Annotated in this window: 23 protein-coding genes; 14 read left to right on the top strand and 9 right to left on the bottom strand. The window is 67.2% G+C overall.

From position 1 onward, the window contains the following. The first annotated feature begins 2 nt into the window (after positions 1 to 2). Genes H7828_RS21260 through H7828_RS21250 form a run of 3 tightly spaced genes read left to right on the top strand, consistent with a single transcriptional unit; the run spans position 3 to position 1,668 of the window. On the top strand, positions 3 to 314 hold the full coding sequence (locus H7828_RS21260; protein ID WP_226783083.1) for a hypothetical protein: 312 nt from the start codon (positions 3 to 5) through the stop codon (positions 312 to 314). Beyond that, positions 311 to 1,009, top strand: coding sequence for a polysaccharide deacetylase family protein (locus H7828_RS21255; RefSeq protein WP_226783082.1), 699 nt, complete (start codon positions 311 to 313; stop codon positions 1,007 to 1,009). The genes H7828_RS21260 and H7828_RS21255 overlap by 4 nt, the downstream gene beginning before the upstream one ends. After that, positions 1,006 to 1,668: a polysaccharide deacetylase family protein gene (locus tag H7828_RS21250; protein WP_226783081.1), complete on the top strand. Its 663-nt coding sequence runs from the start codon at positions 1,006 to 1,008 to the stop codon at positions 1,666 to 1,668. Before H7828_RS21255 ends, H7828_RS21250 begins: the two co-directional genes overlap by 4 nt. Here H7828_RS21250 and H7828_RS21245 read toward each other — a convergent pair. From H7828_RS21245 to H7828_RS21235, 3 genes are all read right to left on the bottom strand, one after another. After that, positions 1,641 to 2,051 carry a hypothetical protein gene (locus tag H7828_RS21245; protein ID WP_226783080.1) on the bottom strand — a complete coding sequence of 137 codons (411 nt, stop codon included), beginning with the start codon at positions 2,049 to 2,051 and terminating at the stop codon, positions 1,641 to 1,643. The two genes, H7828_RS21250 and H7828_RS21245, sit on opposite strands and share 28 nt — an antisense overlap. A gap of 74 nt (positions 2,052 to 2,125) precedes the next feature. Beyond that, the gene (locus tag H7828_RS21240) at positions 2,126 to 2,737 is read right to left on the bottom strand and encodes a hypothetical protein (RefSeq protein ID WP_226783079.1); all 612 of its coding nucleotides are present in this window, start codon (positions 2,735 to 2,737) and stop codon (positions 2,126 to 2,128) included. 7 nt (positions 2,738 to 2,744) lie between these two features. Then, a complete protein-coding gene (locus H7828_RS21235; RefSeq protein ID WP_226783078.1) occupies positions 2,745 to 4,115 on the bottom strand; it encodes a family 4 glycosyl hydrolase in 1,371 nt (456 codons plus the stop codon). 163 nt (positions 4,116 to 4,278) lie between these two features. On the opposite strand from H7828_RS21235, the gene H7828_RS21230 reads away from it, so the two are divergent. Continuing rightward, entirely contained in the window at positions 4,279 to 5,034 is a 756-nt protein-coding gene (locus H7828_RS21230) for a DeoR/GlpR family DNA-binding transcription regulator (RefSeq protein ID WP_226783077.1), read from the top strand. Position 5,035: 1 nt separating this feature from the next. On the opposite strand, the gene H7828_RS21225 is transcribed toward H7828_RS21230, so the two are convergent. After that, positions 5,036 to 5,791 (bottom strand): SDR family oxidoreductase, encoded by a 756-nt coding sequence (locus H7828_RS21225; protein ID WP_226783076.1) that lies wholly within the window; start codon positions 5,789 to 5,791, stop codon positions 5,036 to 5,038. A 101-nt stretch (positions 5,792 to 5,892) separates the two neighbouring features. Further along, complete coding sequence (gene gspN, locus H7828_RS21220; RefSeq protein WP_226783075.1) at positions 5,893 to 6,561, bottom strand: type II secretion system protein N; 669 nt, start codon at positions 6,559 to 6,561, stop codon at positions 5,893 to 5,895. Here gspN and H7828_RS21215 point away from each other — a divergent pair. From H7828_RS21215 to H7828_RS21205, 3 genes are read left to right on the top strand one after another with little or no spacing between them, the layout of a single operon-like run. Continuing rightward, a complete protein-coding gene (locus tag H7828_RS21215) occupies positions 6,555 to 7,709 on the top strand; it encodes a penicillin-binding protein activator (RefSeq protein WP_226783074.1) in 1,155 nt (384 codons plus the stop codon). The genes gspN and H7828_RS21215 overlap by 7 nt on opposite strands. Before the next feature lie 7 nt (positions 7,710 to 7,716). After that, on the top strand, positions 7,717 to 8,298 hold the full coding sequence (locus H7828_RS21210; protein WP_226783073.1) for a prepilin-type N-terminal cleavage/methylation domain-containing protein: 582 nt from the start codon (positions 7,717 to 7,719) through the stop codon (positions 8,296 to 8,298). Next, positions 8,295 to 9,203, top strand: coding sequence for a type II secretion system minor pseudopilin (locus H7828_RS21205; RefSeq protein ID WP_226783072.1), 909 nt, complete (start codon positions 8,295 to 8,297; stop codon positions 9,201 to 9,203). The genes H7828_RS21210 and H7828_RS21205 overlap by 4 nt, the downstream gene beginning before the upstream one ends. A gap of 572 nt (positions 9,204 to 9,775) precedes the next feature. Here the strand turns inward: H7828_RS21205 and H7828_RS21200 are convergent. Together H7828_RS21200 and H7828_RS21195 are read right to left on the bottom strand one after the other, a co-directional pair. Next, the gene (locus H7828_RS21200; RefSeq protein ID WP_226783071.1) at positions 9,776 to 9,994 is read right to left on the bottom strand and encodes a hypothetical protein; all 219 of its coding nucleotides are present in this window, start codon (positions 9,992 to 9,994) and stop codon (positions 9,776 to 9,778) included. An 11-nt stretch (positions 9,995 to 10,005) separates the two neighbouring features. Beyond that, positions 10,006 to 11,637 (bottom strand): DUF4331 domain-containing protein, encoded by a 1,632-nt coding sequence (locus H7828_RS21195; RefSeq protein ID WP_226783070.1) that lies wholly within the window; start codon positions 11,635 to 11,637, stop codon positions 10,006 to 10,008. A 173-nt stretch (positions 11,638 to 11,810) separates the two neighbouring features. Between H7828_RS21195 and H7828_RS21190 the strand changes: the two genes are divergently transcribed. After that, a complete protein-coding gene (locus H7828_RS21190) occupies positions 11,811 to 12,275 on the top strand; it encodes a prepilin peptidase (protein WP_226783069.1) in 465 nt (154 codons plus the stop codon). A gap of 291 nt (positions 12,276 to 12,566) precedes the next feature. Next, positions 12,567 to 13,628, top strand: coding sequence for a replication initiator protein A (locus H7828_RS21185; protein WP_226783068.1), 1,062 nt, complete (start codon positions 12,567 to 12,569; stop codon positions 13,626 to 13,628). 41 nt (positions 13,629 to 13,669) lie between these two features. Here the strand turns inward: H7828_RS21185 and rhaM are convergent, their stop codons facing one another. Both rhaM and H7828_RS21175 read right to left on the bottom strand, forming a co-directional pair. Continuing rightward, entirely contained in the window at positions 13,670 to 14,005 is a 336-nt protein-coding gene (gene rhaM, locus H7828_RS21180; protein ID WP_226783067.1) for an L-rhamnose mutarotase, read from the bottom strand. Beyond that, entirely contained in the window at positions 14,002 to 15,000 is a 999-nt protein-coding gene (locus tag H7828_RS21175; RefSeq protein ID WP_226783066.1) for an aldo/keto reductase, read from the bottom strand. The genes rhaM and H7828_RS21175 overlap by 4 nt, the downstream gene beginning before the upstream one ends. A gap of 144 nt (positions 15,001 to 15,144) precedes the next feature. Here H7828_RS21175 and H7828_RS21170 point away from each other — a divergent pair, with 144 nt between their 5' ends. The 5 genes from H7828_RS21170 to H7828_RS21150 all read left to right on the top strand — a co-directional run. Then, positions 15,145 to 16,140 (top strand): substrate-binding domain-containing protein, encoded by a 996-nt coding sequence (locus H7828_RS21170; protein WP_226783065.1) that lies wholly within the window; start codon positions 15,145 to 15,147, stop codon positions 16,138 to 16,140. A gap of 65 nt (positions 16,141 to 16,205) precedes the next feature. Beyond that, a complete protein-coding gene (locus tag H7828_RS21165; protein WP_226783064.1) occupies positions 16,206 to 17,108 on the top strand; it encodes a dihydrodipicolinate synthase family protein in 903 nt (300 codons plus the stop codon). A 1-nt stretch (position 17,109) separates the two neighbouring features. After that, positions 17,110 to 18,285, top strand: coding sequence for an L-rhamnonate dehydratase (locus tag H7828_RS21160; RefSeq protein ID WP_226783063.1), 1,176 nt, complete (start codon positions 17,110 to 17,112; stop codon positions 18,283 to 18,285). 28 nt (positions 18,286 to 18,313) lie between these two features. After that, the gene (locus H7828_RS21155; protein ID WP_226783062.1) at positions 18,314 to 19,180 is read left to right on the top strand and encodes an amidohydrolase family protein; all 867 of its coding nucleotides are present in this window, start codon (positions 18,314 to 18,316) and stop codon (positions 19,178 to 19,180) included. Continuing rightward, positions 19,177 to 20,601: sugar ABC transporter ATP-binding protein (locus tag H7828_RS21150; protein ID WP_226783061.1), on the top strand; the 1,425-nt coding region annotated here is incomplete at its 3' end. The genes H7828_RS21155 and H7828_RS21150, both read left to right, overlap by 4 nt.

Genomic DNA, 20,601 nt, shown 5'->3' with positions numbered 1-20,601 from the left:
AAATGACCGACATAGACGACGCCTTTCTCGACGCTTTCGAACATGACATGGCCGAACTGTCGCGCCGCCCCTATCCCGAGATCGGCGTGGCGACATACCTCGTGGCCGAGGATCTGACCGGCGAACGCCCGGCCCTGCCCCCCGACCCCGAGGGCGAGGCCCTGGCGCGCGATTTCGCCGCCATCATCGAGGCGCTGGAACGGCGCAACGGCACCCAGACCAGCGCCGACATCGCCCGCGCGATCGAGGTTCTGGCCGACCGCACCTTCCTTGACGTGCACTTTTCGTCCTTCTCGGCCCGGCCCACCACATGATCATCCTGCCCCGCAGCCCGAAACAGACCGCGGCCGAACTGGCCCAGGGTTTTCGCGCAGGCGGTGCGCTGCGCCTGCTGAACTTCCACGCCACCCCCAGCACCCGGGCCAAGGAATACCGCCGCCAGATCGCTGCCTGCGCCGAACGCTATCGCGGCATGGGCGAGGGCGGGATCGACGCCGTGATGCGCGGCGGCACCGACGATCCGCGCCCGGTGCTGATCCCGATCCTTTTCGAGGGGTTCCGTGACAATTACGATGTGCTTCTGCCGATCCTGGAAGAATTCGGGTTTCGCGGCTGGTTCTTCGTGCCCTCGCATTTCCTGAACGTGCCCGTCACCCGCCAGCGGATCTTCGCGGCGCGCCACAACCTGCACTACGGGCCCGACGAATACCCCGGCGAAAGGATCGTCCTGTCCTGGGCCGAGCTGCGCGATGCCCGGGCGCGGGGCCATTTCGTGGCCTGCCATTCGCGCAACCACACCGCCCTTTTCGCCGATACCCCCGACGATATCCTGCACGAGGAAATCGTGACCTCGAAGGAAGAGCTTGAACAGGGGCTGGGCGCCAGCGTCGATACCTTCTGCTATCTTCACGGGGCCGAATTCGGGCTGAACCCGCGCGCCGACAGGATGCTGATCGCGGCGGGCTATCGTTACCTGCTGTCGAATTTCCGGATACAGAAGCTGCAATGACCATTCCCCCCCTCACGCCCCTGCTGCGTGTCGTCAATTATCACAACACGCCCGCCAGCCGGGCCGATGCCTATGACGCGGAGTTCGCCGCCCTCAGCGCCCGCTACGCCCCGGTGAACGAAGCCGTCCTGGCCGAATACCTGCGCACCGGTACCTGGCCGCTGGACCGCCCCGGCGTGATCCCGTCCTTCTACAACGGCTATCGCAACAACCACGATGTCGCCCGCCCGCTTCTGGAAAAGCACGGGCTGACGGGTTGGTTCTTCGCGGTCACGGCCTATTCCTCCTGTCCGCCCGAACAGCAGGTGGATTTCGGGGCCAGCCGCACCCTGGCCATCGTGCCCGGCGAATACGAAGACGGGCGCCACGCCCTGTCCTGGGACGAGCTGCGCGCGCTGGACCAGAACCACGTGGTGGCCAGCCACACCCGCAACCACACCCGCGTCGCGCTGGACGATCCGGCCCGCATCGAGGACGAGATCGTCGGCGCGCAAGAGGATTTCACCCGCGAGCTGGGCCATCCCGTGCGCAGCTTCGCCTGGCTGTTCGGCGGGCGCTATGGCGAGAACCCCGTCGCCGACGCGGCGGTGGACAGGGCGGGCTATCACTTCCTGTTTTCCAACTTCGCGGTTCAGCGCCTGCCCAAAGCCGCCGGGTGAGCGCGCCCCTGGTTCCCGAACTCACGGTCAGCGACTGGCGCGTCAGCCGCGATTTCTATTGCGGCCTGCTGCAGTTCACCATCGCCTGGGAACGCCCGGACGAGGGGTTCGTCCTTCTGCGGCGCGAGGGGGCCGAGCTGATGCTGGACCAGGCCGGCCTGGGGCGCACCTTTCACACCGGTGCGCTGGAACGCCCCTTCGGGCGCGGCGTAAACCTGCAGATCCGCGTCAGCGCCCTGGCCCCCATGCTGGCCGCGCTTGAGCGTCACCACCAGCCGCTGTTCCTGCCGCTGGAAGAACGCTGGTATCGCACCGGGGACCGCGAAGAGGGCAACCGCCAGATCGTCGTCGCCGATCCCGACGGCTATCTTCTGCGGTTCCACGAAGACATGGGATCGCGCCCCATTGGGGGCAGGGGGCGTCACGCGGCGGGGGTGCCGCGTGACGCCCAGCGTCCTCAGGCGGTGACGATCAGCACCTTTGTGGCACCCCGTGCCACCAGGTCGGCCCGGCTGTCGGAATGCAGCATCAGCGTCGCCGTCGCCTCCAGCGTCCTGTCGCCCTGCGCAAGGGCGCCCGAGATCACATGCACCAGCGTTTCACGGGCCCCGCCCGCCGCGATCGTTTCGCCGTCGCCAAGATCGCGGATCGCAAAGCTCAGCGCCTCGGCCAGGTCGTCGCTCTGGGCTGCGCTGACGGCCTGCACCGCCACCCGGCCACAGGCCGCCGCGCGGGCATAGGCCACATGGGTTTCGCCCTGCGGTGTCAGCCTGTAGGCGTGATCGGGCGCCATGAAGACGGCGCGCGCCCCCGCCCCGGGGCCGACGCTGGCCTGAAGGCTGTCCTTGCCGGTGATCGAGATGTCGATGGTCCCGTCCAGCGGAATGACAAAAACCTCGTCCGTCTCGCTGTCGCCGTCGATGGTGACGCCGGGGGCAAAGCGGTAGATGCGCAGCGACTTCAGCCGCGCAAAACCGGTGACGCTTTCGTCGATGTCGGTCGGGCGCGGGCAGGGGCCGACGCCGGGCAGGTCGATCATGCGGCCTTGATCCGCGGGAATGATGCTCATGCTGTCCTCAGGCGACATTGGGAAGATGTTCGCGGTGCGCCGCGATCAGGTCGTCGGTCAGGGCGCGGGCCTGGTCCGAGGTTCCGACCGATCCGTCGGCCAGCATCGCCTCGATCATCAACGCGCGCGAACCCGAGGTGGCGGCGTCCACGGTGATCTCGATCGCCTCGATCTTGGCGCAGAGCTTGGCCACCAGGGCCGGGGGCAGCGGATCGGCCTGCAACGCGGCGAAACCGCCCCCCACGGCCGAGGCGTTGACCTCGAGCACGGCATCCTTCGGCAGATAGGGCACGGCGCCCCCGTTGGGCAGGTTGACCGAGAAGACATCGCGCTTGTCGTAAAGCAGCGAATGCATGATCTCGAGCAGCTGCTCGCTCTCGCCGGGGACGTTCTCGTAATAGGACTTGGGCAGGGGATCGGGCGAATTGGCGATCTTCAGCATCTCGTCATACCAGGTGTCGCCCAGGCCGATGCGTTCGTCGATGGGGAAGGCCTCGACGCCCAGCTTGTGACCGCAATAGGCCCCGCCGGGGAACCGCTCGGGGAAGAATTCGACGGCGTGCCGGTCCATGGCGCAGGGAAAGATCGAATACTTGCGGAACATGCCCCAGCTGAAGGGGTCATCCGACCAGCGCGGCGCCCGCCCGGTGACGATGTTGTCCCAGACCCTCTTGTCGGCCAGCTCCTGTTCCAGCGTGGCTTCCTGTTCGTCCAGCTTGGCATGGAACATCGGGATCGCATCCGCACCCTTGTAGCGCAGGCGCGTCAGGTAGGTCAGGTGGTTCAGGCCCAGGCCGAAAGAGGTCAGATCGCCCTCGTCCACGCCCAGGAACCGCGCCAGCACGCCTTCCACATGGTGCACGCCATGGCACAGCCCCACCACCGGCACCCCGGTTTCGCGCCGGATGGCCCGGCAGATCGCGGTCATCGGGTTGGAGTAGTTGAAGAAATGCGCATCGGGGCACAGGTCGGCCACGTCGTTGGCAATGGCGATCATCTGCGGGATCATCCGCATCGCGCGGCTGATGCCGCCGGGCATCGCGGTGTCGCCCACCGGCTGGTAGATGCCGTGCTTGCGCGGAATCTCGATATCCGTCTGCCAGCCCTTGCGCCCGCCCACGGCGATGGTGGTGACGACGAAATCGGCGCCCTTCAGAACCTCGCGCCGGTCGGTGGTGGCGGTGACAGGGATGTCGGCGTTCTTGGCCACCAGCATCTTGCCCACCAGCTTGTTCACCGCATCCAGGGTCACCGGGTCGATATCCACCAGGGCAAGTTCCCAGAGGTGCTCTTCGCCTGCAAGGATGATGTCCGCCACCAGCCTCTGGGTGAAAACCGTGCTGCCGGCGCCAATGAGGACAAGCTTGTGTCGGGCCATGGGAGGTTCCTTTTAAGGGTCAGATTCGAGACGGGTCTACTCCAAAAACGCTCAATAGTCTACGTCAGGATGATCAAAAATGACGCATGTTCTTCCCTGCCATTGTTGATACTGTGCCCGGCGAATGATCATGCGGGTCTGCAATGCCAGGGAGTGGTTGAAGATGTTGAAGGCCGAACGACACGAGCGGATCCTTGCCGAACTGGCCCATCATGGCAGCGTGAGCGCCCAGGATCTCTCGGCGCTGCTCAACGCCTCGCTGGCCACGATCCGGCGCGACATCACCGAACTGGATTCGGTCAAGTCGCTGATCCGCACCCATGGCGGCGCGACCCTGCCCAAGCATCGCGAAGAATTGCCCTACGACGCCAAGATGATGAAATTCCTCCAGGAAAAGCGCCGCATCGGGGCCGCCGCCGCCGAGCGGCTGGAGGACAATTCCCTGATCGGCTGCGGCGGCGGCACGACGGTGCTGCAGACGCTGCCGATCCTGCGGCGCAAGACGCTCAAGCTGGTGACGACGGCGGTCAACATCGCGCTGGAGCTGCGCGACACCACCACGGTCGAGGTGACGCTGACCGGCGGGGTGCTGCGCCGCCGGACCGCCGAGACGGTCGGCCACATCGCCGAACGCACCCTGCGCGACATGAACATCGACGTGATGCTGATGGGGGTCGACGGGCTGGACCCGAGATCCGGCGCCACGACCTTCGATTCCTCCGAAGCCTACGTGAACCGCGTCATGGCCGAGCAATCGCGCGAGGTCTGGATCCTGGCCGATCACTCCAAGCTGGGCGAAAGCCTGCCGGCGGTGATCTGCGACATGGCCTCGGTGACGCGGGTCTTCACCGACAGCGGCGCCCCCGACGACATCCTGCGTGACATCGCGGCCTGCGGCGTCGATGTCGTGACGGTCTGACCTAGCGCCCGCCACTTACCGGCAGGATCGCCCCCGTCACATAACTGGCCGCGCCCGACAACAGCCAGCAGACCGCCTCGGCCACCTCCTGCGCGGTTCCGGGGCGGCCCATGGGCACCCCCTCGGCCAGGCGCCTGGCGCGGTCCGGATCGCCCGAGGCGCCCTGCATGTCGGTTTCGATCAGCCCCGGGCGCACGGCATTCACGCGGATGCCCTGCCTTGCCACCTCGCGCGAAAGCCCGATGGTCATCGATTCCACGGCGCCCTTGGTGGCGGCGTAATCGACGAATTCATGCGCCCCGCCCAACGGGGCGGCCATGGACGACAGGTTGACGATGGCACCGCCCCGGCCTGCCGCGCCCATCCGGCGCACCGCCTCGCGCGCGGCCAGGAAGCTGCCGGTGGCGTTGATGTCGAAGATCCGCTGCCAGCGCCCGGTCTCGATCTCGGCGAAGGACGTGGCGCGGTCCAGGATGCCGGCATTGTTGACCAGACCCGTCACCGGCCCCAGGGCCCGTTCCGCCGCATCGAACAGCGCGATCACCTCGCCCTCCTGCGCGACGTTGCCCCTTGCGGCCACCGCGCGCCCGCCGCCGGCGGTGATGTCCCGCACCACGGCCTCGGCCGCCGCGCTGTCGGCGCTGTAATTGACCAGGACCGCCCAGCCATCCCGCGCCGCCCGCAGCGCCGTGGCCGCCCCGATGCCGCGCGATCCGCCGGTCACGATCAGAACGCCGCCCGTTTCCTTGCCCTGCATTCCTGCTCCCCCGGCCAATCCATTTGCATTGGCCGCAGGGTATCAATCACATTCGCGCAATTCAATGACGTATTTTGTTGCGTCGCGCGGGCGGGCAGTGCTCACTCCAGCAGGTATTCAAGCTCGCTCGCGGCGCTGGCGGGCAGGCCGGGCACCAGCCGCGCGCCCGCCGGTTCGATGCGCAGGCCAAGGCGCACCACATCCCCCTCGGGCACGGCGCGCAGACCGCCCAGGGGCGTGTCCCCGGTGCTGACCGCGGCGCGCGCCGCCACACCCTCGGAGGACAGCGCCACCCGCAGTGGCGGCACCGCGACATCCTGCGCCACCCGGTTCGAACAGCGCCCCGCGGGCAGGTTCACCTCGCCCCGCGCGCCCAGCCCGTCCGCGTGCCGCCACAGCGCCACGCCCTCAAGCGCGGCGATCATCGAACAGCGCAGCCCGTCGGCCTCGACCAGGGTCAGGGCCTCGGGGCCGATCCGCCCCGACAGATCCTCGGCCCCGAAACCGCGCAGCCCGCCATAGACCCGCCCTGTCGCCAGACTCTGCGGCCCGCGCAGATCCACCGCCAGCGCCAGCCGCCCCGCCACAAGCGCGCCGGGCAGCACCCGCCACTCAAGGCTCAGCCCGCCCGCCAGAACGGCCCGTCCCCGCCAGAGCCGCCCCTCAAGCCCAACCACCTGTGGCGGCAGCGTGACAACCCGTGTTACGCTGTCCGCAGGCGCGGTGGCCACCAGCGCCGCAAGGAACAGGATCAGCGAAACACATGTCACGCCTGCCCACCACAGCCCCCGTTTCACCCCCGACCGCCACCCCCCGGCAGAACGCCGGGCGGCGCGGGTTCCTGGCACAGATGATGTCGGCATCGGGTGTCGTCCTTCTGGCGGGGTGCAATGGCGGGGGCCTTGCCGGATTGCGCGGCGGTGACGGCGGGCTGGACGCCACGCGCACCGATGGCCGCGCGACGCTGCTTCTGCCCACCTCGGGGCGCTCGGCGCAGCTTGGACAGATCATGGCCGATGCCGCAAGGCTTGCCGCGCCGGAACTGGGGCGCGACCCCGAAATCGCCCTCAGCGACAGCGGATCGGACGTCGAACCGGCGGTCCTGGCCGCCCGCGCGGCCGTGGCGGCAGGGGCGAAGATGCTGATCGGGCCGCTGTTCGGCGCCCAGGCCGTGGCCGTGGCGGCGGCGGTGGGCCGCCAGGTGCCGGTGGTGACCTATTCCAACGATACCTCGCTGAAGGGGCCGGGGCTGTTTGTCTACGGGGTGACGCCCTTCCAATCGGCCCGCTCGGTGCTGGCCTTTGCCGCGACCCGGGGCAAGCGGCGCGTCGTCGTCGTCGCCCCGCCCGGCGCGCTGGGGGATCAGTCGGTGGCGGCGGCGCGCAGCCTGGCCGGGCAGGTGGGCATCGTGCCGGGCGAGGCGGTGCGCACCGGCGATCCTGCGGGGCTGGCCGCGCGGGTGGCGGCGGCGGCCGGGGGCAGCGCGCCCGATGCCGTCTACCTGCCCGCGGCGGGGCCGGAACTGGCCGGGCTGGCGGGCGCCTTCCAGGGCAGCGGGGTGCAGGTGCTGGGCTCGGCCCAATGGGCGGCGATCAAGGCCGAAGAGGTGCCCGCCCTGCGCGGCGCCTGGTATGCCGCCCCCGATCCGCTGCGCTTCAACCCCTTTTCCGAAGCCTACCGCGAGGCCTTCGGCAGCGTGCCGGGCATTCTGGCCGGTCTGGCCTTCGATTCCGTCGAGATGGCCCGCTTCCTGGGCCGGGTCGGCCAGCAGGACAAGCGCGGCCTGACCCGCGACGAGGGCTTCAACGGCGTGCTTGGCCCCTATCGTTTCGGCAGCGACGGGGTGGTCGACCGGGCGCTGTCGGTGCTGCAGGTCGAACGCGGCGCGCTGTCGCTGATCGGGGGCGGCACCGTATGAGAGCGCCATGACCGGCGCCCGTCGCCCCGCTGGCCGGGCGCCCGAGGCGGGCGTGACCCTGGTGGAAATGCTGGTGGCGCTGGCGCTTTTCGCGATGATCGGGCTGGTGGGCTTCGGCATGCTGAGCACGATCCTGCGCGCCCAGGAACGCACCGAGGGCCGGATGGAGCGGCTGGGGCAGATCGACGGCGCGCTGCGGCTGCTGTCGGGCGACATGGAAACCGGCGCGCCCGGGACGCTGACCTTCCAGGACGACAGGCTGGCGATCGTGGTGGCGGGGCGCCGGCACGCCTGGCGGATCGACGACACCACCCTGACCCGCGCCCTGGCCCGTCCCGGCGAAAGCGACGCGCAGGACCAGGCGCTGTTGCCGGATGTTTCGGGCTGGGGCTGGCGGTTCCTGCCCGAGGGCGGGCAATGGGGCCCCGCCTGGCCCCCCGCCGATGCGCCGGACGGCCCGGCCCCCGCGCTGCGGGCCGCCGAGGTGGAACTGCGCCTGCGGCTGGGGGAAGGCGACGCGGCGCCGGTCACGCTGCGCCGGCTTTTCGTGCCCCTTGCCGTGGTCACGCCCGGGGGCGATGCGTCGTGAAACCCGCCCATCCCGCCCCATCGCGCGACCCCGAGAGCGGCATCGTCCTGGTCAATGTCCTGGTGATCCTGACCCTTGCCGCTTCGGTGGTCTTCCTGATGCTTTCGGCCCAGGACACCGCCCTTGAGGGGGTGCGCCTGCGCGCCGCCGCCAGCCAGGCCGACCTTCTGGCCCAGGGCGGTGAAGCCTCGGTCGTGACGGCGCTGCGGCGCGACATGCAGGACGCCCCCGAGTCCGACCATTTCGCCGAAAGCTGGGCGGCGGTGATCCAGGACGAGGTAAGCCTGCAGGGCGGGCGGTTTTCCGTCGCCGTCGAGGATCTGCAGGGCCGCTTCGATCTGAACCGGCTGGGGGGCGGGGGACTGGTGGACGGGCCGGTCTTCGCGGCCCTTCTGGCGGCGCTGGAACTCCCGGGCGAGATTGCCCCGCGCATCGCCGCCCTGGTGGCCCGCGAGGGGCCGCTCGGGGATGTCGGGGCCGTGCTCGAGGCGGGGGTGGCCCCGGGCGATCTGGACCGTCTGCGCCCCCATGTGACGGTGCTGCCCGAACCGCAGACGGTGAACCTCAACACCGTGGGGCCGGTCCTGCTGGGGGCGATGCTGGGCCGCCCCGAGATCGCGGCGCGGCTGCTGCAACTGCGGGCGCGGCAGGGCTTCCTGACGGCGCAGGACCTGCAATCCACCGGGGCGCTGATGCCGGTGAACGGCGGCTGGACCTCGCAGAACTTCACCGCCGAGGTGCGGGCCGAGATCGACGGCGTCACCCGCATCCTGCACAGCCGCATCCTGCGCCGCCCGCGCGGCCCGGGGGCCGGGGTGCATGTGGTGGCGCGCCGCATGGGCCCGCCCTCCGCCGCCCTGCCCGCCCCGGCGCCCGCGCTGATCGACCGGCTGCTGCGCCCCTGAGCCGGGGGGGTGCGATGCGGCGCACAGGCCCCTTTTCGAACAGTCTCGAAAGAGGGTTTCCGGGATCGCTCCGAAGGTCAGGTGTGCGGACGAAGCTGACTTTCGGGAAAGTTAACTATTCTCGGCGTGCCTTCCAGAATTGGACGACTTCGTAGCCAAGACAGTAGGCAATGAAAGTACCAAATACGATAAATCCAGTGAAGCTGAAGAAGCGCTCTGGAGCGCCAACAATCCAAGAAATTACTAGACCAGCGAGAATGCTCAAACGGATGATAGCTATTTTCATAACGCCTTCTAACACGTGGACAAACTTTAGGCGATGGAGCCATCCAATCTACGCAACACCTTCAACTGAAGAGCAAGAAATTTGTGCTCGAACCGGACGTTCCGCGCAGTCTCGGCAGAGCGCCGGGCATGAGAACGCCGCCCGGATCGCTCCGGGCGGCGCTGGTTTTTCAGAGCCTGAAACGCCCCAGAGCGTTTCAGGCTTTTGCGGAACCGAAATGCACTGCCTCTCCCTTACGGTCGAACGCGCATTTCGGTGTCCCGTTTCTATCCGAGCCTGAGACGCCCTAGACGTCGATCGGATCGGCGGTCGGGTCGACTGTCAGATCGTCGGCCCGGGGATCGACCAGGATGTCGGCATTTGGATCGGCGAAGAAGGCCGCCGCGAAGCGGGCTCCGAACTGGTTGACCACACCGGCGATGCCGGTGCCGCCATTGCCGCCGTCACAGGCGGCAAGGCCGGTCATTGCGCCCAGAAGGGCCAGGGTTGCGAAACGCAGTTTCATCTGTTCCCCCCTCAGCTTCCGGCGCCGGGCAGCGGCGTGTTCAGATAGGGGAAGGCCGCCGGCAGTTCGCTGGCCAGGATCGGCGCGCCGTCCGTGAAGGCGGCGTTGCCCACCGGTGCGTCGGCCGGATCGCAAAGCCCCAGGTTCACGAAATCGCTTTCGGTATCCTCGACCGCGTTGGGGAACTGAAGTTCGGCCCCCAGAGGCACGGGATGGCACAGCGCCCCCATGACCACGCGCAGGGCGATATCGACGGTGTCATCCCCCGGACGGCGCCCGTTCGGGAAACCGGCCAGATCCTCGGCCACGACGCCGAAGGGGTTCTGCTGATCACGCGGCGTGGCGGGAACGGCAGTGTTCAGGCGCATCATTTCCGAAGCCTGGAAATCCTCGCCCGAGGGTTTGTTGAACCCGGGGAAACCGGTCAGGAAGGCCGTGACCAGATCGTTGCGCGGAAAGTTGTTGGGCGCCAGTTCCTGGGGCAGCCCGGCAACGCCGCCGAACAGGGTTTCCACCAGTTCGGGCAGGGTGGGGTGGGTGACATAATCGATCAGCGCACCGTCGATGGTGGGTTCGGCGGCGTTGAACAGATCCTTGTCCTTCAGGCCGATCACCACCTCGTTGACCAGCGGCGCCGAGAGGCGCGACTGCTGAACGTAGGCGCCGCCGACAACCGAGGTGCCTTCATAGGTGGGCGAGGGGTCTTCGATCTCGGCCTGGGGCAGGCTGGCCGTGGTCCAGGCGCCGATCACCGGATCGCTGCCCGCAACGCAGGAGATGGGCACCTCGATGGCGATCGAGGTGACATTGGCCTTGCCCACCAGATCGTCGTTGGCCCGGTCCTGGGTGATGCCGCCGGCAAAGGGGGTGGCGGCGTTGTACTGGGGCCACATGGCGCTGGGGGCGCCCTGGATCGGCACCAGGTTCACCAGGTCGAAGACCTCGCCCAGGTTCACGGCAAAGGCCTCGGCGCGCTGACCCACGAAGACACGGCCCGGCTCGGCGCAATCGGGAATGTCGATGGTGTGGATGAAGCCGTCGGCATAGGCCGCGTAATCGGGCAGGGTCTTGGTGCCGATGTTGTCGATGGGCTTGGCAAAGGTCTTTTCGGTCGATCCGGTCTTGGTGATGTCGCGGATCGTGCCGCTGCGCCGGTCGCCGGTGATGTACTTGACGGTATAGCTTTCCAGCTCGTTCTGCTTGCTGGTGTCGCCGGCGGTGATCATGCCGAACTGGCGCAGCGGAATCGCCACGTCCTTCTTGGCCCCCTCGGCCCCGATGCTCAGCGCGGCACCGTCACCCTCGGCGATCAACTCGTTCTTGAACTGGAACTGGAAGGTGATGTCTTCCTGGGCGTTGCCGTCGGTGTCGATGTGGATTTCATAGACCGCGTCGCTGTCCATGGTGAAATAGTTCGGCCCGCCATAGGGCGACTGGAGCGGCTGGTAGTTGGCGATGAAATTGACATAGCCATCCCGGCCCGGCTCGTAGCTGCGGAACATGTAGAAGTCGGTTGCGTCGATCTTGGGCGATTCCGTGATTCCGGGGGCTTCACGGTGGGACGAGGCCCAGCCGGCCAGCGCGGTCGCGGCAAGCGCCGTTGCGACCGTCCCGCTGAAAACAAAGCTCTTCTTACGATACATCGAGATATTCCTTCACTAAGGGAACCCTGCGCGATGGCCTCCCCTCTCGGGGCGGGTTAAATTACCACAAGGGCAGATACGCATGGTTTTGGAAAATAGTTTCGGGAAATGAGGATTTTTTATCATTTTTATTCCGCCGGCCCGCCGTGCCCCTCGTGACGGGGGGGGCGACCATGGCCGATCTGCTGGCCACGCTGCCGCTGATCCTGGTGCTGGGGCGGCTGTCCTGGATCGACGCGCGCGAACATCGCATACCCGACCGCCTGTCGTTGCCGCTTCTGGCTGCGGGCCTGGCCCTGGCGGCCTGGCGGATGGGCGGGGTTCCCCCCGGGGCATTGGCCGGGGCGGTGACCGGATGGGCGGTGTTCGCCGGTCTGGGCGCCCTGTTCCACCGCCGTTACGGCGCCGAGGGGCTGGGCCGGGGCGATGCAAAGCTTCTGGGTGCGGCGGGGGCCTGGCTGGGACTCGGGGCGCTGCCGCTTCTGGTTCTTTTCGCGGCGCTTGCGGCCCTTTGCCGGGTTTTTCTGCGCCCGGCCCCCAAGGATGCGCCCATCGCCTTCGGCCCCTGGCTTTCCCTTGCCTTTCTTGTTCTCTGGGCAGGCTTCCTTTCCGGTCGGGTCGGTGGAGCAATCTGGTAATGCCCCGATTACCGGAAACTCTTCACGGTCTTTCCGGCGCTTTCCAGTGGCTGGAACCAGCCTGTCCCCCGATGCCGGGTGTTAAATATGTGTTAGACTCTGTGTTACGCGGAAAAAACGCCACGCAACCCCATGACAACATATAGTTTTTCAGACCCCCCCGTGTGTAGAGTCACGAAAGAATGTGGGTAAAGTCACGAAAGAGCGTGTGTAAAGTCACGAAAGTCGGCCTAGCGTGGGTGAAATCACGAAATGCTTGACGAGCGTGGGTAAAATCACGAAAGTCGGCCCATGGTGTGTGATATCACGAAAGACAGCAGGTCCCCCCTCCTTCCCGATCGTCAGGATCAGAAGGACTTTTTCGTCTGCGACATCTTCGATGCCGCGCCGAAGGGCGACATGGCCTCGATGGCGCATCCGATCTTCTCGCTTTCGACGAAGCCGGATCACCAATCGCGCCGCTACGAGGACGAAAGCGGCAAGAACTATGTCGAGGTGCGCCCCTCTTCCGACGGGCTTGCCACGATCCATGACCGCGATGTCCTGATCTATTGCATCAGCCAGGTCATCGCCGCGCTGAACGAGGGGCGCCAGGTGCAGCGGGTGGTGCGGCTGAAGGCCTATGACCTGCTCAAGGCCACGAACCGGGTGACCGACGGGCGCGGCTACAAGGCGCTGCGTGCGGCACTCGTCCGCCTTCAGGGCACCCAGATCGAAACGAACATCAGCACCGGGGGCACCGAACAGCTGGATATCTTCAGCATCATCGACCGGGCGCGGATCGTGCGCGAAACCCGCGACGGGCGGATGCAGGAGATCGAGGTGGAACTCTCGGACTGGGTTTTCAACGCGATCCGGGCGCAGGAGGTGCTGACCCTGCACCGCAACTATTTCCGGCTTCGCAAGCCGCTGGAACGCCGCCTCTACGAACTGGCCCGCAAGCATTGCGGCCGCCAGACGCAATGGCGCGTCGGCCTTCCGGCGCTGCAACGCAAATGCGGTTCCACCTCGACCACCCGCGAGTTCCGCCGCCTTGTCGGCGCCATCGTCGAGCAGGACGAGGCCCACCACCACATGCCCGACTACGCGATCCGGCTGGAGGGCGAGATGGTCGTCTTCGAGAACCGGGGCACGATGGACGTGCTGGGCGGCGATGTCGTCACCAGCACGATCCGGCTTGGCCACGACACCCACGACCGCGCCCGCGCCGCCGCCCCGGGCTGGGATGTCCACTACCTGGAACAGGCCTGGCGCAGCTGGATGGCCGATGGCGGGCTCGACGCCCCGCGCGACCCCGACAAGGCCTTCATCGGGTTCTGCACCAAGTGGTTCGAAAAACGCGGCCGCCCCTAGACCGCCACGATGCAGGCCACCCCGTCGCGTTGCGCGAAGCACTATCCGTTGCGGGTGCCGTACATGTCGAAGACCGGTTCCAGCGGCACGGAGACCGGCGAGTTGTCGGGGTTGGTCTCCATGATGTCGGCCATGTGGGCCCACCAGTCCTGCACGATCTTGCGGGCGGGCAGGTCGGCCAGGGCCGCGGGATCGGTGGTGGTGACGACCGCGAAAAGGTATCGCGTCTCGGGGTCGAGGAAGATCCGGTAGTCGGTGATGCCGATATCGCGCAGCTGCGCGAACATCTCGGGCCAGAGGGTATCGTGGCGACGGGTGTACTCCGCCTGCTGGCCGGGATGCAGCCGCATGCGCGTGGCAAGGACGGTCGTGCTCATGCCGGGTCTCCCGTGGGGGATTTGGGGTCGATCAGGCCGCGCTGTTTCAGATCGGCCCAGAGGGCGGCCGGGATCTTCCGTTTCATCAGGTCGACGTTCTGGCGGACATGGGCAGGTTCCGTCGCCCCGGGAATCACGGCGCTGACCGCCGGATGCAGGAGGGGAAAGCGCAGCGCGGCGGCGGCGATGGGCACGTCGTGGCTGCGGCAGAGATCGTCGATGGCGATGGCGCGCGCGCGGATGCCGGCCTGCGCGTCGTCATAGCCATAGGTGGCCCCGGCGGCGCGTGGATCCGCCAGCAGCCCCGAGGCGAAGGGCGCGCCGATCACCACGGCGATCCCGCGCTCCTGGCAGACCTGCATGGGGCCGGCAAGGGCAGCCTGGTCAAGCAGGGTATAGGGCATCGCGACAAGGAAGAAATCGACATCCACCCGCCCGGCGAAATGGGTGAAATCCTCATGCGTGTTCATCCCCATGCCGATCTTGTGGATCTGCCCCGCGGCCCGCAGCTCCTGCAGGTAGGGCAGGCCGCTCTCTGCCAGGTCGCCCTCGTGCACCGCGCGCCGGTCGCCGTGGTGCTTGCCGTCCAGGTCGTGGATCACGGCCATGTCGATCCTGTCGATCCCCAGGCGCATCCGGCTTTGCGACAGGGACCGGGCAAACCCCCCGGCCGAATAGTCATAGCGCATGTCATGGGGCAGGGCGCCTTTCCAGGGGGCCACATGCCCGGGGTCGGGGGCGCTGGCGTCATAGACCCGGCCCACCTTGGTGGAGAGGATGTATTCCTCGCGCGGCCGCCGGCGCAGGGCCGCCCCGAGGCGCAGCTCGCTCAGCCCGTGACCATACCAGGGCGCGGTGTCGTAATAGCGCAGCCCGGCCTCCCATGCCGCGGCAAGGGTCGCGGCGGCGGTATCCTCGTCGATGATGGTGAACAGATTTCCCAGATGTGCGCATCCGAGACCGATTTCAGGCAGCGCGCCAGTCCCCAGATCCATGTCGCTCCTCCGCTTTTTCCTGGCTGCATATCCAGCCCGGTCGAGAATAGCACGCCTCATCTTAATGTAAATTAGTAAGACTAATTGACAGAAGGGATTCGATTTTCTAGGCTGACCCAAGGGAATTGCATAGGGGAGACTGCAATGAAGAACATGTTTACCGGCCTGGCCGTGGCAGGCCTGCTGGCCGCCTCTGCCGCTCAGGCGCAGGATGCCGTGGAAATCGTCTATATTCCGAAGAACACCGGCAACGCCTATTTCGACGGCATCGTGCAGGGCTTTGCCGAAACCTGCGACAAGATCGGCTGCGATTTCACGACCGTCGCGCCGGCGGATGCGGGGGCGACCTCGCAGATCCCCTTCCTCAACGCCCAGATCCAGCGCGGCGTCGACGTGATCGCCATCACGCCCAACAGCCCCGATGCCCTGAACCGCATCTTCGCGCGGGCCCGGGACCGGGGCATCGAGGTGCTGGTGGTCAATTCCGACATCACCGGCTTCGAGGATCAGCGCGATGCCGCCATCATGCCGGTGGATTTCAGCAATGTCGGCCGTGACCAGATCGCGCTGATGGGCAGGCTGATCGACTACAAGGGCCAGTTCGCGATCCTCAGCGCCACCACGGACGCGCCCGACCAGAACAGGTTCATCGCCGGCATGCAGGAGACGCTGGAAAGCGACGACCGCTACAGCGAGATGGAACTGGTGACGATCGTCTACGGCGATGACGATCCGCAGAAATCGACCACCGAAACCGAAGTGCTGCTGTCCAACTATCCCGACCTGAAGGGCATCATCGCGCCCACCACCGTCGGGGTGGCCGCCGCCGCGCAGGTGGTGGAGGGCCAGGGCAAGGCCGACGAGGTGGCCGTGACCGGGCTGGGCACCCCCAACCAGATGCGCCGCTTCATCGAGAACGGCACCGTCGAGGCCTTCCAGCTCTGGGCGCCCGACGAACAGGGCCGCGCCGCCGCCTATCTGGGGGTCGCGCTGTCGAACGGCACGCTGAAGGGCGAGGTCGGCGAAACCTTCGAGGCGGGCGACCTGGGCACGCTGGAGATCCGCGAGAACCGGATCGTGCTGCCGCGCGAGGGTCTGACGACCTTCGATGCCGACAACATCGCCAACTACGACTTCTGAGACCGGCAGGGCGGGCCGCGTCACGGGATGCGGTCTGCCCTGCCTGACCATCCGGGGGCTTTCCGATGACGTCCGTTCCATCCGGCATCTATCCGATGCTCTATGCCTGCTTTGCCGAAGACGGGACGCTGAGGGATGATGCCTTCGGGGTCCAGGTCGAGGCGGCCCTGGCCCATGGCGCCGCGGGTGTCGCCGTTCTGGGTCTTGGCACCGAGGTGGCCAAGCTGAGCGCAGGAGAGCGCGAACAGGCGCTGGATGCCACGGCAGGGGCGCTGGACGGGCGGGCCAGCCTGGCCGTGACCGTCTTCGGTGCAACGCCCCGTGAACAGATCACCTTTGCCCGGCGCGCCGTCGCGGCCGGGGCGACATGGCTCATCCTCCAGCCGCCGCCCGGGAAGATCGACGAACCGGCGCTGCTTGATTTCTTCGCCACGGTCATCGATGCCGTGGATTGCCCGGTGGGCATCCAGAATGCGCCCGAATTCCTGGGCTACGGATTGTCCCCCGAGGGCATCGTCACCCTTGCCCGGCGCTGCGCGAACTTCCGGGTGGCCAAGCTGGAATGCCCGGCGGTGGATCTGCACGACATCGTCGAGGCGACCGAGGGCAGGGTGGCCGTCTTCAACGGCCGCTGCGGCTTCGAGATGCCCGAGAACCTGAATGCCGGTGCCTCGGGCATCCTGCCCGGAATCGAAACCATCGACCTGACCCAGGGCATCTGGCAGGCCCATGGGGCGGGCGACGGGGAAAGGGTCCGCGCGCTCTATGCGCTGCATGCCCCGGTCGCGGTGTCGATCATGCAGGGCATCCCGCATTTCGTGACCTACGGAAAGGCATTGGCCATCGCACGGCTGGGCCTGGCCCGGGATTGCCCGCGCGCCCCCTTCAAGCCGATCACCGAATACGGGCGCAGGCTCGTGCAGGCCCAGGCAGACAGGCTTGGACCGTTGACAGCAAAGGACGACTGACATGCCGATCATCAAGGATATCCGCACCACGATCTGGGAATGGACCGGCCCGGTGGCGCCGATGCCGCCCAATTTCTGCACCAGCGCGGCGGATATCGTGTCCAACACCACCGGCGACATTTCCGGCTTCCGCTTCCTGGGCTGGCTGGTGGTCGAGATCGAGACCGAGGACGGCATTATCGGACTGGGCAATGCCGCGCTGGCGCCCCATGCGGTCAAGACCCTGATCGACACCCAGCTTGCCCCCATGCTGATCGGGCAAAGCGTGCTGGACACCGAGTTCCTGTGGCAGACCATGTATCGCCGCACGATTGCCTTCGGGCGCAAGGGCATCGGCATGACGGCGATCAGCGCGCTGGACATCGCGCTCTGGGATGCCAAGGGCCATGTCCTGGGCCAGCCGGTGTTCCGCCTTCTGGGCGGCCGCACCAAGGACAAGCTCAAGGTCTATGCCAGCCGCCTCTACAGCCAGTCGCTCGAGGATCTTGCCGCCGAGGCGCAGGGCTATCTCGACCAGGGCTTCACCATGATGAAGCTGCGCATGGGCTGGGGGCCGAAGGATGGCGCCAGGGGAATGCGCCAGAACATCGACCTGGTGCGCACCCTGCGCGAGACCGTGGGCGAGGACGTGGACATCATGGCCGACTGCTACATGGGCTGGTCGCTGGAATATGCGCGCGAGATGGTCCGCCGCCTTGCCCCCTACAACCTGCGATGGCTCGAAGAGCCGCTGATCGCCGACGACATCACCGGCTATGCCGAGTTGCGCGCCATGGGCCTGGTGCCCATCGCCGGCGGCGAGCATGAGTTCAACCTCATGGGATATCGCCACCTGATCGAGGCGCGGGCCGTCGATTTCGCCCAGTTCGACACCAACCGCGTCGGCGGCATCACGGCCGCCGCCAAGATCGCCCACCTGTGCGAAGCCTTCGACGTGGCGGTGATGCCCCACGCGGGGCAGGTGCACAACTATCACGTCTCGCTGTCCTCGGTGACCGCGCCCTTCGCCGAGTACTTTCCCCAGGTGCCCGTCGAGGTGGGCAATGAATTGTTCTGGTACATCTTCGACGGTGAACCGGTGGCCAAGGACGGGCATATCGACCTGCCCGACGACAAGCCCGGCCTGGGGCTGACGCTGAAGGAACCCGACGCCGAGACTTTCAGGCTGATCCGCTGACCGCGCCGCAAGAAGGAGGAGAGACCCGATGCCGAATTTTCCCGTCGTCGACGCCCATCTGCACATCTGGAACCCCGAGCGCATCCGCATCGGCTGGCAGGAGGGCAATGCCTTCATGCAGCGCCCCCGCCTGCCGCAGGACTATCTGCACGACCTGGGCGATCTCGAGGTCGAGGCGGCCGTCTTCGTCGAATGCTTCGTCGACCAGGGGGAATACCTGAAGGAAGTGCGCTTCGTCGAAGAGAACATGGGCGCCGGGTCCCCCATCCGGGCCATCGTCGCGCAGGCCCCGGTGGAACTGGGCGCGGACATGGGCCCCTTCATCGAACATCTGAAATCGAAACATCCCGACGTGGTGGGCATCCGCCGGATGATCGAGTTCAACCCGGACGAGGATTTCTGCCTGCGGCCCGGTTTCGTCGAAGGCGTGAACCTGCTGGGCGAGGCGGGTCTCAGCTTTGACATCAACATCCACCACAGCCAGGCGGGCAAGGCCGCCGAAATGGTCGCGCAGGTGCCGGACACGGTGATGATCCTCGACCATTGCGGCAAGCCCGGTATCGCCGAGGGCGAGATCGGGGCCTGGCGCAGCCACCTGAAGACGATGGCGGCGAACCCGAACCTGCATTGCAAGCTCAGCGACCTGCCGGTCGAGGCCGATCACGACAACTGGACCGAGGACGACCTGAAGCCCTATATCGACGCGGTGGTCGAGATCTTCGGCTTTGACCGGCTGATCTATGCGGGCGACTGGCCCGTCTGCACCCAGGCCACCACCCTGCCGCGCTGGGTCGAGGTGCTGGACAGGCATTTTTCCGGCGTAAGCGAGACCGACCTGCGCAGGTTCTACCGCGGCAACGCGAACCGGGTCTACAAGCTGGGGCTGCCGGAATGAGCGATGCGCCCCTGATGGCCACCCGCGGCCTGTCCAAGGCCTTCGGGCAGGCCATCGTGCTGCGCGACATCACGGTCGAACTGCGCGGTGGCGAGGTGCTGTCCCTCGTGGGCGAGAACGGGGCGGGAAAATCCACCCTGATGAAGGCGCTGGCGGGGGTGCACCCGCCGACCCGGGGCGAGGTTCTGGTGGACGGCCGGCCGGTGCGTTTCGCCAGCCCCGAAGAGGCACAGCGCGCCGGTGTCGCGCTGATCCACCAGGAGCCGATATCCTTCCAGGACCTGACGGTCGCGCAGAACATCGAGATCGGCGTCGGGGCGCTCAGGCCCCTCTCGTTCCGGTCTCCGAAGGGCGTGCACGACCGGGCCGCCCAGATCCTCGCGCGGTTCGATGTCGAACTGGACCCCGACGCGCCGATGTCCAGCCTTTCGATCGCCGATCAGCAGCTGGTCGAGATCGTCTGTTCGCTTGCCCGCGATGCCCGCGTCATCATCATGGACGAACCGACCGCGCCGCTGACCCCCTCCGAGACCGACCGCCTTTTCGGGATCATCCGGCAACTGGCGTCCGAGGGAAAATCCATCGTCTTCATCAGCCACCGCCTGGGCGAGATCATGGAGATCAGCGACCGGGTCATGGTGCTGCGCGATGGCGCCCATGTGGAGACCCTGGCCATCGGCGAGGTGAAGGGCGTGGACCACCTGGTGCGCCTGATGATCGGGCGCGACATCGCCCCCCGGGCCACCCGGCAGGTCACCCGCGACAGCGTGGCGCTGGAGCTGTCGGGGCTGAGCCGCGCGGGCCATTTCCACGACGTGTCGCTGCGCATCCACAAGGGCGAGGTGCTGGGCATCGGCGGGCTGGTGGGGGCGGGGCGCACGGCCGTGGCCGAAACCATCTTCGGCGTGGCCCGGGCCGATGCGGGGCAGATCACGATCGGCGGACGTCCGGCGACCATCCGCTCTCCGCAGGAGGCCATCGCGCAGGGCCTGGGCTATGTCCCCGAGGACCGGGCCAAGGACGGGCTGTTCCTGTCCATGTCGGTGGCCTCGAACATCAGCGCGGCCCACCCGCCCAGCTTTTCCAGGGGCGCGGCCCTGTCCCGCCGGGCCGAGGCCCGGGTGGCCCGGACCGCCATCGCGGACCATTCGATCCGCACCCCCGACAAGGATGCCGCGATCACGAACCTGTCGGGGGGCAATCAGCAGAAGGCGATCATCGCCCGCTGGCTGCTGACCGATCCCGACCTTCTGCTGCTGGACGAACCCACGCGCGGCGTGGACATCGGCGCCAAGGAGGAGATCTTCCAGAAGATCACCGCCCTGGCCGACGATGGCCGGGCGGTGATGCTGATCTCGTCGGACATGTCCGAACTGCTGGCCCTGAGCGACCGCATCCTCGTGTTCTGCGAGGGGCGGATC

The sequence above is a fragment of the Oceaniglobus trochenteri genome (genome assembly GCF_020529025.1).
Lineage (GTDB): Bacteria > Pseudomonadota > Alphaproteobacteria > Rhodobacterales > Rhodobacteraceae > Oceaniglobus > Oceaniglobus trochenteri.
This window is presented reverse-complemented; position numbering and strand designations above follow the sequence as displayed.

Coding starts and splice junctions, on each gene's coding strand:
- H7828_RS21155 (WP_226783062.1), top strand. CDS start 18,314: ATGCCGAATTTTCCCGTCGTCGACGCCCATCTGCACATCTGGAACCCC.
- H7828_RS21210 (WP_226783073.1), top strand. CDS start 7,717: ATGACCGGCGCCCGTCGCCCCGCTGGCCGGGCGCCCGAGGCGGGCGTG.
- H7828_RS21200 (WP_226783071.1), bottom strand. CDS start 9,994: ATGAAACTGCGTTTCGCAACCCTGGCCCTTCTGGGCGCAATGACCGGC.
- H7828_RS21165 (WP_226783064.1), top strand. CDS start 16,206: ATGACGTCCGTTCCATCCGGCATCTATCCGATGCTCTATGCCTGCTTT.
- H7828_RS21160 (WP_226783063.1), top strand. CDS start 17,110: ATGCCGATCATCAAGGATATCCGCACCACGATCTGGGAATGGACCGGC.
- H7828_RS21235 (WP_226783078.1), bottom strand. CDS start 4,115: ATGGCCCGACACAAGCTTGTCCTCATTGGCGCCGGCAGCACGGTTTTC.
- H7828_RS21250 (WP_226783081.1), top strand. CDS start 1,006: ATGACCATTCCCCCCCTCACGCCCCTGCTGCGTGTCGTCAATTATCAC.
- H7828_RS21190 (WP_226783069.1), top strand. CDS start 11,811: ATGGCCGATCTGCTGGCCACGCTGCCGCTGATCCTGGTGCTGGGGCGG.
- H7828_RS21195 (WP_226783070.1), bottom strand. CDS start 11,637: ATGTATCGTAAGAAGAGCTTTGTTTTCAGCGGGACGGTCGCAACGGCG.
- H7828_RS21170 (WP_226783065.1), top strand. CDS start 15,145: ATGAAGAACATGTTTACCGGCCTGGCCGTGGCAGGCCTGCTGGCCGCC.
- H7828_RS21240 (WP_226783079.1), bottom strand. CDS start 2,737: ATGAGCATCATTCCCGCGGATCAAGGCCGCATGATCGACCTGCCCGGC.
- H7828_RS21225 (WP_226783076.1), bottom strand. CDS start 5,791: ATGCAGGGCAAGGAAACGGGCGGCGTTCTGATCGTGACCGGCGGATCG.
- H7828_RS21260 (WP_226783083.1), top strand. CDS start 3: ATGACCGACATAGACGACGCCTTTCTCGACGCTTTCGAACATGACATG.
- H7828_RS21255 (WP_226783082.1), top strand. CDS start 311: ATGATCATCCTGCCCCGCAGCCCGAAACAGACCGCGGCCGAACTGGCC.
- rhaM (WP_226783067.1), bottom strand. CDS start 14,005: ATGAGCACGACCGTCCTTGCCACGCGCATGCGGCTGCATCCCGGCCAG.
- H7828_RS21230 (WP_226783077.1), top strand. CDS start 4,279: ATGTTGAAGGCCGAACGACACGAGCGGATCCTTGCCGAACTGGCCCAT.
- H7828_RS21215 (WP_226783074.1), top strand. CDS start 6,555: ATGTCACGCCTGCCCACCACAGCCCCCGTTTCACCCCCGACCGCCACC.
- H7828_RS21185 (WP_226783068.1), top strand. CDS start 12,567: ATGGTGTGTGATATCACGAAAGACAGCAGGTCCCCCCTCCTTCCCGAT.
- H7828_RS21175 (WP_226783066.1), bottom strand. CDS start 15,000: ATGGATCTGGGGACTGGCGCGCTGCCTGAAATCGGTCTCGGATGCGCA.